The organism is Bosea sp. RAC05, from assembly GCF_001713455.1.
Lineage (GTDB): Bacteria > Pseudomonadota > Alphaproteobacteria > Rhizobiales > Beijerinckiaceae > Allobosea.
This window is the reverse complement of the sequence record NZ_CP016464.1, coordinates 1169324-1181373: the sequence shown is the minus strand read 5'-3', so window position 1 is coordinate 1181373 and position 12050 is coordinate 1169324. Positions and strand designations below refer to the sequence as shown.

8 protein-coding genes and 1 pseudogene are annotated in these 12050 nt (G+C 65.3%); all 9 read right to left on the bottom strand.

Annotation, left to right across the window (positions count from 1 at the left end):
* Positions 1 to 15: 15 nt before the first annotated feature.
* Positions 16 to 597 (bottom strand): annotated as a pseudogene (locus BSY19_RS08990) (carbonic anhydrase); the annotation flags it as partial.
* Positions 597 to 1163, bottom strand: coding sequence for a hemerythrin domain-containing protein (locus tag BSY19_RS08985; protein WP_069053866.1), 567 nt, complete (start codon positions 1161 to 1163; stop codon positions 597 to 599). The gene BSY19_RS08985 and the pseudogene BSY19_RS08990, both read right to left, overlap by 1 nt.
* Complete coding sequence (locus BSY19_RS08980; RefSeq protein ID WP_069053865.1) at positions 1150 to 1506, bottom strand: hypothetical protein; 357 nt, start codon at positions 1504 to 1506, stop codon at positions 1150 to 1152. The genes BSY19_RS08985 and BSY19_RS08980 overlap by 14 nt, the downstream gene beginning before the upstream one ends.
* 9 nt (positions 1507 to 1515) lie before the next feature.
* A complete protein-coding gene (locus BSY19_RS08975; RefSeq protein WP_069053864.1) occupies positions 1516 to 2364 on the bottom strand; it encodes a peptidylprolyl isomerase in 849 nt (282 codons plus the stop codon).
* 4 nt (positions 2365 to 2368) lie between these two features.
* Positions 2369 to 3100, bottom strand: a complete 732-nt coding sequence (narI, locus tag BSY19_RS08970; RefSeq protein ID WP_069053863.1) for a respiratory nitrate reductase subunit gamma — start codon at positions 3098 to 3100, stop codon at positions 2369 to 2371.
* A 5-nt stretch (positions 3101 to 3105) separates the two neighbouring features.
* The gene (narJ, locus tag BSY19_RS08965; protein ID WP_066723653.1) at positions 3106 to 3867 is read right to left on the bottom strand and encodes a nitrate reductase molybdenum cofactor assembly chaperone; all 762 of its coding nucleotides are present in this window, start codon (positions 3865 to 3867) and stop codon (positions 3106 to 3108) included.
* 1 nt (position 3868) lies between these two features.
* The gene (gene narH / locus BSY19_RS08960; protein WP_069053862.1) at positions 3869 to 5395 is read right to left on the bottom strand and encodes a nitrate reductase subunit beta; all 1527 of its coding nucleotides are present in this window, start codon (positions 5393 to 5395) and stop codon (positions 3869 to 3871) included.
* Between the two features lie 14 nt (positions 5396 to 5409).
* Complete coding sequence (locus tag BSY19_RS08955) at positions 5410 to 9162, bottom strand: nitrate reductase subunit alpha (protein WP_069053861.1); 3753 nt, start codon at positions 9160 to 9162, stop codon at positions 5410 to 5412.
* A gap of 40 nt (positions 9163 to 9202) precedes the next feature.
* Positions 9203 to 11965 carry a nitrate/nitrite transporter gene (locus tag BSY19_RS08950; protein ID WP_069053860.1) on the bottom strand — a complete coding sequence of 921 codons (2763 nt, stop codon included), beginning with the start codon at positions 11963 to 11965 and terminating at the stop codon, positions 9203 to 9205.
* Positions 11966 to 12050: the final 85 nt, after the last annotated feature.

Sequence of the window (12050 nt, the reverse complement as noted above, 5' to 3'; positions counted from 1 at the left end):
CGATGACAAATGCGGGCCGAGGTCGCGCAGCAAGCCGTCCTTGATCGCGTAAATCCAGCCATGGAGGTTCAGCTCCTGGCCGCGCGCCCATGCATTCTCGACGATCGGTGTCTGTGCGAGCCGGCGGACCTGCATCTCGACGTTGATCTCGCACATCCGGTCAAGGCGGCATGCGTCATCCGGGATGAGCGCGAAGGTCTGACGGTGCTTGCGGTGGAGCATCGAGATCGGCTGGAGCCAGTGGTCCAGCATGGAGCCGCGTTCCGTCACCAGCGCCCGCTGAACGCCGCCGCAGCCATAGTGGCCGCAGACGATGATGTGCTCGACCCTCAATTGCTCGACGGCATATTCGATCACCGAGAGGATGTTCATGTCGCTGGTGTGGACGACATTGGCGATGTTGCGATGGACGAAGACCTCGCCGGGATCGAGGCCGAGGACGTCGTTGGCCGTGATGCGGCTGTCCGAGCAGCCGATCCAGAGATAGCGCGGCGTCTGCTGCTCGGCCATGCGGCGGAAGAAATGTGGATCGGCCCGGGTCTTGGACTGAGCCCAGGTGACGTTGCGATCGAAGAGATGATCGAGCGTGCGCGACATCAGGCGGCCGCCCCATGCCGGTCCTTCATGGTCGCGCTCATCGCCGAGAGGTCGCCCCGCGTGAGCCGAACGCGCGCGATCGCCAACACGATCCCGTTCTCGGCGGCCAGGTGATGATGTTCGCTGGCCGCATAGGCGAGCAGGAGCTTGCGTGCCGCTGCTCCAAGCCTGATGGGCCCCGGGCCCGCCCGCTTGGTCAAAATTGTGTTGATCGCCTCGATCATCGTCCGTGACTGGCGATGATCCGCGACGAGCCGCGCCAGCGTCGCTGCCAGATCGTCTTCCAGCGGAGCGCGGCGAAGCAGGGAGGGAAACAGGTCTTCCTCCTCGTCACGGTGATGCAGATCGACATCGTGACGAAGGTATCTCACGACCGCGTCGGCCTCTTCGCGATCGACATAACCCTGTTGGGTGAAGCGGCGAAACGCGGCGCAGAGGCTGCGCTGGCGAACGTGATCGACGAGGATGTACTCCAGCGGCACATTCAGCAGCGCCGACGGGATCGCTTCGGCAAAGGTCTTGCCCGTGCCCGCATCGCCAGGGAAAGCGATGTCATCGGTGGTCATCGCAGCCCCCGGAGCCGCATGAGCAGCCACCAGCGACAATCTGGCCCTGAGCCTGGGGAGGAGCCGCATCGCGCTCCAGCGCCCAGCGCAGCATCTTGCCGAGGACGACCCGAGCGGGATCGTCGGCGCGCTCGATGGCGGTCATCAGCGCCAACCAGTCCTCGTCGCCGGCCTGCGCCGCGTAGCGGCGCGAGGCGTTGGCGACGTATTCGCCCGGCGTCTCGTAATGCTGCTCGCCCATCTCCTGGATCTGCGCGAGCAGCACGACATCGCCTAGGGCATCGAGCGCCGCGGCCGCATCGCTTTCGTCCGACAGCCGCGTCAGAAGGGCTCCGAGCTGCATGGCAAGCTCCTATTGAACGAGGGGGGATGGGCTCGCCGCGATCTCGACGCCGGTGATCTCGGCGCGTCCGGCAAGGATCGTGATGTATTGCTGGATCGCCATGCGGCGGACCTTTTCGTCGAGCCAGGCGGCGATCCGCGGCCGAACGGCTTCGAAGGGCAGCGGCTGGCCGGGAATGCGGCGCTCGACTGAGACGATGTGGAAGCCGTAGCGGGTCTCGACGGGATCCTCACCGACTGAGCCGATCGGAAGCCGGCCCAGCGCGGTTTCGAACTCCGGCACCGTTTGCCCTGGGCCGATCTGGCCGAGATGGCCGCCGGTCTGGCCCGAGGGACAGGCGGAAACGGCCGCCGCCAGCGCGGCGAAGCAGCCGGGATCCTGCTGGATCTGCAGGATCAGCAGCGAGGCCTGGCGGCTCGCCTCCATCCGGGCCGGCGCGTCGCCCGGCGCCGCCGGCAGCAGGATGTGGCGCGCCTCGATGATCGCAGGCGACTGGAAGCGGATGCGGTTGGCATCGAAATAGCGCCGGCAGCTGGCCTCGTCGGCCTGTGGCGTCACCACCTCGTCTTCAACGAGCTGGCGGATCAGCGCCTCCTCCTCGGTCTCTCGCCTGCCCTCCCCGTCCTGCGCCGGCGCGGGAGACAATCCGATCCGGCGCGCCTCCTGCAGCAGCAGTTCACGCACGACCAGGGCATGGGCGGCAGCCTGCCAGGCCTCGATCGGCTTTGCGGCCGGATGGTTTTGCGTCTCCTGCGCGATGGCGGCGCGGGCGATGGCGACGCCATTGACGCTGACGGTCTTCGGCTTGTGCGAGACGGCCGGCTTGACGGCGCAGGCGGAGGCTGTGGCGTCGGTCATGATCTCACTCCGCCGGCTGGTTGGGGGAGCGGGCCGACGGTCCAGCCGTCAGCACGCGGCGGGTCCGGACGACTTGGTAGCCCTTGCGACCGAGATACCAGACCGGGGCGGACCAGATGTGGACCAGCCGCGAGAATGGGAAGATCAGGAAGATCGTCATGCCGAGGACGAGATGGACCAGATAGGGCCAGTTCAGGCCCTGAAGGGTCTGCGCATCAACCGGCTGGACCGTCAGGATGCCCTGCGCCCAATGCGACAGCACCAGCATGACCGAGGCATCGTGATGGCTGAAGGAATAGGGCAGCGTCACCAGACCGAGCACGAGCTGGACCCAGAGGATCCCCAAAACGCCGAGGTCCATATAGGTCGAGGTCTGGCGGATGCGCGCGTCGAACAGCCGCCGGTGCAGGAGCAGCGACAGGCCGACGAAGCAGATCACCCCCGCCACGCCACCGGCCACGATCGCGATGAACTGCTTCTGCTCGGGCGTGATCACCAGCGTGTAGAGCGCGGTGGGCGTCAGAAGCCCGACCGTGTGACCCATCAGCAGGAAGAGAATGCCGATGTGGAAGAGGTTGGAGCCCAGCGAGAGCTGCTTCTTGCGCAGCATCTGGCTGGACGACGCCTTCCACGTGTACTGCTCGCGGTCGAACCGGATGATCGAGCCGAAGATGAAGGCCGACAGGCAGACGTAAGGGTACCAGACGAAGAGGATGTGAAAGATCGTGTCGCGCATGGTCTTCAGGCTCCCGTGCGGGTCGTGATGCCGGAATGGGTGACGGTCATACGGGGGCCGGCTCCGGGAACGGGCTCAAGCCCGGGCGCGGGCCGGCGCGCCTGGCGCAGCTTCGCCGACAGCGTGTCCTTTCCGCAGTCCTCGGCGGCGGCGCCTGGGCCGAACAGAACCTCCTCCTCGGCCCAGGCCGCATCCAGCGCTTCGAGATCGTCGGGCTCCGGATCGGGCTCGGCCAGCAGCCGTTCGATCATCGCCGCGTCGGGCCGGGCCTGGCTCAGCCGGGCGAGCGCGGAGAAGACCGCCTCATAGGGCGAGCTGCGCTTGCGCAGGCGCTCGCGCAGCGCCGCAAAGACATGCCCCGGCTGGCCGATCAGTTCGATCGCCTCGGCGGCCGTCCGTGTCGCAGCGAATTCGAGGAAGAGCGGCAGGAAGTCCGGGAGTTCCGTCACCGTCGGCGTGTAGCCGCCGTCCTCGTAGACCTTGATCAGATCGACCATGGCCTGACCGCGGTCGCGGCTTTCGCCATGGACATGCTCGAACAGATGCAGCGAGAGCGCCCGCGTCCGATCAAACAGCAGGATATAGCGTTCCTGCATGTCCATCAGGTCGCCAGCGGCGATGTCGTCGATCAGGAGCGCCAAGGCACGGCGCTCCGCACGCGGCAGCACGGCCTCGCGCTCGAGCACGCCGATCAGCTCGTCGCGGGCGGCAAGGAGCTCCTCGGTCGGGTAGGACAGGAGGGCGGAGAGGACCTTCAGCGTCTTCATCTCAGAGCGCTCCCATCTTGGGCTTGTCGTTCTTGAGCTTGATGCCGCCGAACAGGTTGACCTTGTCGTCGCTCGGCAGGCAGCCATCGCCGAAGGAGAAGCCGCAACTTCCGCGAAGCTCGTAGGCGTCCTGCGTCACCTCCCGATGGGTCGTCGGAATGACGAAGCGGTCCTCGTAATTGGCGATCGCCATGATGTGGTACATCTGCTCGATCTGCGCGCCGGTGAGGCCGACGCGCCGGGCGATGGCCTCGTCGAGGACGCCGTCCACCGTCTTGGCGCGCATGTAGGCGCGCATCGCCAGCATCCGCTCCAGCCCGGTCGCTATCGGGGCCTCGTCGCCCGCCGTCAGCAGATTGGCGAGGTATTTGAGCGGAATGCGCAGCGATTTGACGTCGGGCATGCCGCCATCGATGCCCATCTTGCCGGCTTCCGCCGCCGCCGTGATCGGGGAGAGCGGCGGCACGTACCAGACCATCGGCAGGGTGCGGTATTCCGGGTGCAGCGGGAAGGCGACCTTCCATTCCATCGCCATCTTCCAGATCGGCGACTGGCGCGCTGCCTCCAACCAGGCTTCGGAGATGCCGTCGGCGCGCGCCTGGGCGATCACCGCGGGATCATTGGGATCCATGAAGATCTTGAGCTGCGCCTCGTAGAGGTCCTGGTCGGACGCCGTCGAGGCCGCCTCTTCTATCCCGTCGGCGTCATAGAGCATCACGCCGAGATAGCGGATGCGACCGACGCAGGTTTCCGAGCAGACCGTCGGCTGGCCGGCCTCGATGCGGGGGTAGCAGAAGATGCACTTCTCAGACTTGCCCGACGACCAGTTGAAATAGATCTTCTTGTAGGGGCAGCCCGAGACGCACATGCGCCAGCCACGGCACTTGTCCTGGTCGATCAGGACAATGCCGTCCTCCTCGCGCTTATAGATCGCGCCCGAGGGGCAGGCGGCGGCGCAAGTCGGGTTGAGGCAGTGCTCGCACAGCCTCGGCAGGTACATCATGAAGGTGTTTTCGAACTGGCCGTACATCTCCTTCTGGATGCCCTCGAAATTGGCATCCTTGGAGCGCTTGGCGAATTCGCCGCCCAGGATCTCCTCCCAGTTCGGCCCCCATTCGATCTTCTCCATGCGCTCGCCGGTGATCAGCGAACGCGGGCGCGCCGTGGGGAAGGCTTCCAGCTCGGGCGCCTTCTGGAGATGCTCGTAATCGAAGGTGAACGGCTCATAGTAGTCGTCGATCTCGGGCATGTTCGGATTGGCGAAGATGTTCGCCAGGATCCGCCATTTGCCGCCGATCTTCGGTTCGATCTTGCCGTTCGCCTTGCGGCGCCAGCCGCCCTTCCACTTGTCCTGGTTTTCCCAGTCCTTCGGGTAGCCGATGCCGGGCTTGGTCTCGACGTTATTGAACCAGGCGTATTCCATGCCCTCCCGGTTAGTCCAAACGTTCTTGCAGGTCACCGAACAGGTGTGGCAGCCGATGCATTTGTCGAGATTCAGCACCATGCCGATCTGAGCGCGGATTTTCATCGTCGTGATCCTTTTCACTCTGCGGCTTGGGCGGGGACAGGGGCGCGCGACGCGTCGGCATGGGGCCGTTCGAGCCAGTCGACGGTCTTGAGCTTGCGGATCACCACGAACTCGTCGCGGTTGGTGCCGATCGTGCCGTAGTAGTTGAAGTCGTAGGCGAGCTGCGCGTAGCCGCCGATCATGTGCGTCGGGTTGATGACGATGCGCGTGACCGAGTTGTGGATGCCGCCGCGATTGCCGGTCATCTCCGAGCCCGGCACGTTCACGATCTTCTCCTGTGCGTGGTACATGAAGAGCGTGCCGTCCTTCATGCGCTGGGAGACCACGGCACGGGCGACGAGCGCGCCGTTGCTGTTGAAGGCCTCGACCCAGTCGTTGTCGACGATGCCGGCACGTTTCGCGTCGGTCTCGCTGAGCCACACGATCGGCCCGCCGCGCGAGAGCGTCAGCATCATCAGGTTGTCGGTGTAGGTGGAGTGGATGCCCCATTTCTGGTGCGGCGTGATGAAGTTGAGGACGATCTGCTTCTCGCCATTGGGCTTCTGGTCGATCACCGGCGCAGTGGCGCGCAGGTCGAGCGGCGGGCGGTAGACGCACAAGCCAGCTCCGAAAGCGCGCATCCAGAGATGGTCTTGGTAGAGCTGCTGGCGGCCGGTCAGGGTGCGCCACGGGATCAGCTCGTGGACGTTGGTGTAGCCGGCGTTGTAGCAGACCTTCTCGCTCTCGAGCCCCGACCAGGTCGGGGCCGAGATGATCTTGCGCGGCTGGGCGACGACGTCGCGGAAGCGGATCTTCTCGTCTTCCTTGGGCAGTGCCAGATGGGTGTGTTCGCGGCCCGTCGCCTTGCCGAGAGCGGCCCAGGCCTTGACCGCGACCTCGCCATTGGTCTCTGGCGCCAGCATCAGGATCATCTCTGCGGCGTCGATGTCGGTGACGATCTTGGCCAGCCCCTTATTGGCTCCTTCCAGATGCACGCCGTTCAGAGCCTTGAGATGCTCGACCTCATGGCCGGTCTTCCAGGCCATGCCCTTGATGCCGTTTCCGATCGTGTCCATCAGGGGACCGAGCGCGGTGAAGCGGGCATAGAGGTTGGGGTAGTCGCGCTCGACCACCGTCACCACCGGCATGGTCTTGCCGGGGATAGGCTCGCACTCGCCCTTCTTCCAGTCCTTGGGGTCGAAAGCCTGGGCGATCTCGTTGGGGCTGTCGTGCTTGATCGGGTTGAGGACCACGTCCTTCTCGACGCCAAGCACTTCGGGCGCGACCTTGGAGAAGGCCTTGGCCAGACCCTTGTAGATCTCCCAGTCCGAGCGCGCTTCCCAGGCCGGGTCCACCGCGCCGGTCAGCGGATGGATGAAGGGGTGCATGTCTGAGGTGTTGAGGTCGTTCTTCTCGTACCAGGTGGCGGTCGGCAGGACGATGTCGGAGTAGACGCAGGTGGTCGACATCCTGAAGTCGAGCGTGACCAAGAGGTCGAGCTTTCCCTCCGGCGCCTGCTCGTGCCAGACGGCTTCGGTCGAGCGCGCCCGCCCCTCGGGGCCCAGGTCCTTTCCCAGTACGCCATGGGTCGTCCCAAGCAGGTGCTTGAGGAAGTACTCGTGGCCCTTACCCGACGAACCCAGCAGATTGGAGCGCCAGACGAACAGGTTGCGCGGCCAGTTGACCGGGTTGTCGGGGTCCTCGCAGGACAGCTTCAGCGAGCCGTCCTTCAGCGATTTCGCGACGTAGTCCTTGGGCTCCATACCGGCGGCCGCGGCGTCCTTGGCGACCTGCAGCGGGTTGGTTTCGAGCTGCGGCGCGGATGGCAGCCAGCCCATCCGCTCGGCGCGGATGTTGTAGTCGATCAGCGTGCCGTCCCAGGGACCCGCGGGCGCCGTGGGCGAGACGAGATCGGCGACGCGCACGGTCTCGTAGCGCCACTGGTCGGTGTGGGCGTAGAAGGCCGAGGTCGAGTTCTGCTGGCGCGGCGGACGGCCCCAGTCGAGAGCAAAGGCGAGCGGCGCCCAGCCGGCCTGCGGGCGCAGTTTTTCCTGCCCGACATAATGAGCCCAGCCACCGCCCGACTGTCCGACGCAGCCGCACATCACCAGCATGTTGATGACGCCGCGGTAGTTCATGTCGGCGTGGTACCAGTGGTTCATCGCGGCCCCGATGATGATCATCGAGCGGCCCTTGGTCTTCTCGGCATTGGTGGCGAATTCCCGCGCGACACGGACGATCTTGTCGCGCGAGACCCCGGTGATCTTTTCGGCCCAGGCTGGGGTGTAGGGCGTGTCGTCATCAAGCGAGGACGCGACATTGTCCCCGCCATAGCCGCAGTCGACGCCGTAGTTGGCGAGGAAGAGGTCGTGGACAGAAGCGACGAGCGTCTCGCCCTCCGCGAGCGCCAGGCGCTTCACCGGGACGCGACGCTTCAGCACGCTGCCATGGTCGGTCGAGGCGAAGTGCTCGTGCTCGATGTTGCCGAAATAGGGGAAGGCGACCTCGGCGAGATCATCTCTGATCTCGGCCAGCGACAGCCGCAGCTGCGTCGGAGTACCAGAGGCGTCCTTTTCCTCGAGATTCCATTTGCCGCTCTCGCCCCAGCGGAAGCCGATCGTGCCGCCGGGCGCGACGATCTTGCCGGTGGTCTCGTCGAAGGCCACGGTCTTCCATTCGGGGTTGTTGGCCTCGCCGAGGCCGGCGTCGAAGTCCGAGGCCCGGATGAAGCGGTCGGGGACGAGGTTGTCCCCCTGCTTCACCAGCTTTACCAGCATCGGCATGTCGCTGTACTGGCGGACATAGTCCCGGAAATACGGCACCTGTCGGTCGATATGGTATTCCTTCAGGATGACGTGGCCCATCGCCATCGCCAGCGCTGAGTCTGTGCCCTGCTTCACGCTCAGCCAGATGTCGCCAAACTTGGCGGCTTCCGAATAGTCGGGGCAGATCACCGCGCTCTTCATGCCCTTGTAGCGGGCTTCCGTATAGAAATGCGCGTCTGGCGTGCGGGTCTGGGGGACGTTGGAGCCCCAAAGGATGATGAAGCCGGCATTGTACCAGTCGGCGGATTCCGGCACGTCGGTCTGCTCGCCCCAGGTCTGGGGCGAGGCCGGCGGCAGGTCGCAGTACCAGTCGTAGAAGGACATGCAGACGCCGCCCATCAGCGACAGGTAGCGCGAGCCCGCCGCATAGGAGACCATCGACATGGCCGGGATCGGCGAGAAGCCGAACACCCGGTCGGGTCCGTAGGTCTTGGCCGTATAGGCGTTGGCGGTGGCGATGATCTCGGTCGCTTCATCCCAGCCGGCCCGCACGAAGCCGCCATGGCCGCGCTTGCTGGTATAGGCGGCGCGCTTCTCCGGGTTCTCGACGATGCTCCTCCAGGCTGCGACCGGCGGGAGATTCTTGCGCGCCTCGCGCCAGAGCTTGAGCAGCCGGGCCCGGATCAGCGGGTACTTCACCCGGTTGCCGGAGTAGAGGTACCAGCTATAGGACGCCCCGCGTGAGCAGCCGCGCGGCTCATGGTTGGGCAGATCGGGCCGCGTGCGGGGGTAGTCCGTCTGCTGGGTTTCCCAGGTGACGATGCCGCCCTTTACATAGATCTTCCAGGAGCAGGAGCCGGTGCAGTTGGCGCCGTGGGTGGAGCGCACGATCTTGTCGTGCTGCCAGCGCTTCCGGTAGCCGTCCTCCCAGCTCCGGTCTTCGCTGGTCATGACGCCATGGCCGTTTGAGAAGGGCTCAGAGACCTTGTTGAAGAAGGTCAGTCGGTCGAGAAAGTGGCTCATTGCGGTCCCCTCGAGGGAAGTCGGAATCGGAGGGCGAAGATCATTCAGCCGGTGTCGGGAGCGGCCTGGCGGACCCAGCCGGCACGCCATGCTCGGTGTCGAAGAGGAGGCCGCCGCGGCGGGTGTAGAACCACCAGGTGATGGCGATGCAGCTGAGGTAGAAGCCGAGGAAGCCGTAGAGCGCGGCCCCTGCCCCGCCCGTCATCGCGATTGAGGTGCCGAAGCTCTTGGGGATGAAGAAGGCGCCGTAGGCGGCGATCGCCGAGGTGAAGCCGATGATGGCGGCGGCTTCCTTGTCCGACTGCTTGACGCGCTCGGGCTGGCTCATCTGGGGTTCGAGGCGCGCCACCTCGAGCCGCATGATCGCCGGGATCATCTGGAAGGTGGAGGCGTTGCCGACCCCGGTCGCCGCGAAGAGGAACAGGAAGCTCGCGAAGAAGACGGGGAAAGCGCTCGCGTCGCCCTTCATGCCGATGGCGTAGAGCACGCCGCCGACCCCCAGGCTCATCGCGATGAACACCCAGAAGGTGATCCGTCCGCCGCCGATCCGGTCGCACGGCTTGCCAGCGCCAGCGCGGGCCAGAGCACCGACGAGCGGGCCGAGGAAAGCGTATTGGAGCGCGTTAATCTCGGGAAAGAGGATCTTTGACAGCAAGGGGAAGGCCGCCGAGAACCCGATGAAGGAGCCGAAGGTGCCGGTGTAGAGCCAGCACATGATCCAGTTGTGGGTACGCCGGAAGATCACCGCCTGATCGGCGAAGGAGGCCTTCATCGTCGCGATGTCGTTCATGCCGAACCAGGCCGCGAAGGCCGAGGCGATGATGAAAGGCACGAAGACGAAGCCGGCGTTCTGCAGCCAGAGCGTCGAGGTGACGCCGGCCACGGTCGCCGTCTGCGGTGCCCCCCCGAGCGCCCCGAAGACGCTCGCCGTGATGGCGAGCGGCACCACGAACTGGACGACACTGACGCCGAGATTGCCTAGGCCCGCATTGATCGCCAGGGCGTTGCCCTTCTCCGCCTTGGGGAAGAAGAAGGAGATGTTGGCCATCGACGAGGCGAAGTTGCCTCCGCCGAAACCGCAGAGCAGCGCCAGGCCGAGGAAGATCCAGTAGGGCGTCTCAGGATTCTGGACGGCGAAACCCATGCCGAGCGCGGGGATCAGCAGCGACCATGTCGCGAGCGTCGTCCAGAGGCGGCCGCCGAAGATCGCGGGCATGAAGCTGTAGAATATGCGCAGCGTGGCCCCCGACAGCCCCGGCAGCGAGGCAAGCCAGAAGAGCTGTTCGTTGGTGAAGGCGAAGCCGACGCTCGGCAGTTTGGCGACGACGACCGACCAGACCATCCAGACCGCGAAGGACAAGAGCAGGCACGGCACCGAGATCCAGAGGTTCCGCCGGGCGATGGCCTTGCCCGTCTGGTCCCAGAACGCCTTGTTCTCGGGACGCCAGTCCTGGATCGCGCCCGTGGCGGCGAGCGCACCCGCCTGGGCCACGCCGTGGATGGGCTGCATCTCAGGCAGTTCCGGCAGGTTCTGAACCGGCACGCCAGCCACCGCCGCGGCCTTTTCCATCTGGCGGACAGCCAGATGCATCCAGATCAGCGAGACTGCGGCGATCACGAACAGCAGCCAGAAGCAGCTCTGCCAGACGCCTGTGAGGTCGTTCAGCGCGCCGAAGGCGATCGGCAGGACGAAGCCGCCGAGGCCACCAACGAGGCCGACAACGCCGCCGACCGCACCGACCCGGTCGGGATAGTAGACCGGGATGTGCTTGTAGACCGCGGCCTTGCCCAGGCTCATGAAGAAGCCGAGGACGAAGGCGACCGCCATGAAGCCCAGCAGGCCCATTCGCGTGGAGAACGCGATCGGGCCGCGGATGCCCTCGACCACGTACTGCGTCGGTGGGTAGGCGAGGATGAAGGTGCAGACGACCGCGACCAGGAAGGTCCAGTACATCACCGTGCGGGCGCCGTATTTGTCCGAGAGATGCCCGCCATAGGCGCGGAAAATCGAGGCCGGGATCGAGTACATCGCGCCGACCATGCCGGCGGTGGCGATGTCGAGGCCGTAGACGCCGATCAGGTAGCGCGGCAGCCACAGCGCCAATGCGACGAAGCCGCCGAAGACGAAGAAGTAGTAGAGCGAGAAGCGCCAGACCTGGATGTTCTTCAGGGGCTCCATCATCGCCGAGAGCGGCTCGGGCTTCTGACCGGAGGCGCGGCGCCGGGCGAGGTCGGGATCGTCCTTGGTGAACAGGAAGAAGATCACGGCGGTGATCGCGAGCGCGATGGCCCAAACCAGAGCCACCGTCTTCCAGCCATAGGCGATCATGATGACGGGGGCTGCGAATTTGGTGACAGCCGCACCAACATTGCCGGCGCCGAAGATGCCGAGCGCCGTGCCCTGCTTCTCCTTGGGATACCACTTCACCACATAGGCGACGCCGACCGAGAAGGATCCGCCGGCGATGCCGACGCCAAGCGCTGCGATCAGGAACGTCGTGTAGTCATAGGCGAAGGTGAGCAGTCCGGTCATCACGGCCGCGGACAGCATGGTGATTGTGTAGACGACCCGGCCGCCATACTGGTCGGACCAGATGCCCAGAAGCAGGCGAATGAGCGAGCCGGTCAGGATCGGAGTGCCGACCAACAGGCCGAACTGGGTCTCGGAAAGCCCGAGGTCCTTTTTGATCTGGATGCCGATGATCGCGAAGATCGTCCAGACAGCGAAGCAGACTGTGAAAGCAATGGTCGAAAGCCAGAGCGCCCGGCCCTGCTCCGATGGTGAGACCGCTACACCGCTCATGTCTACCCCCGCGTTCAATCAAGACGGGGCAGGTGTCATTCTCACAGAGTCTTTTCTCTTTGATGCAAATCAAGCATGGAGACGG

Coding starts and splice junctions, on each gene's coding strand:
- narI (WP_069053863.1), bottom strand. CDS start 3,100: ATGCGCGACACGATCTTTCACATCCTCTTCGTCTGGTACCCTTACGTC.
- narJ (WP_066723653.1), bottom strand. CDS start 3,867: ATGAAGACGCTGAAGGTCCTCTCCGCCCTCCTGTCCTACCCGACCGAG.
- narH (WP_069053862.1), bottom strand. CDS start 5,395: ATGAAAATCCGCGCTCAGATCGGCATGGTGCTGAATCTCGACAAATGC.
- BSY19_RS08950 (WP_069053860.1), bottom strand. CDS start 11,965: ATGAGCGGTGTAGCGGTCTCACCATCGGAGCAGGGCCGGGCGCTCTGG.
- BSY19_RS08975 (WP_069053864.1), bottom strand. CDS start 2,364: ATGACCGACGCCACAGCCTCCGCCTGCGCCGTCAAGCCGGCCGTCTCG.
- BSY19_RS08980 (WP_069053865.1), bottom strand. CDS start 1,506: ATGCAGCTCGGAGCCCTTCTGACGCGGCTGTCGGACGAAAGCGATGCG.
- BSY19_RS08955 (WP_069053861.1), bottom strand. CDS start 9,162: ATGAGCCACTTTCTCGACCGACTGACCTTCTTCAACAAGGTCTCTGAG.
- BSY19_RS08985 (WP_069053866.1), bottom strand. CDS start 1,163: ATGACCACCGATGACATCGCTTTCCCTGGCGATGCGGGCACGGGCAAG.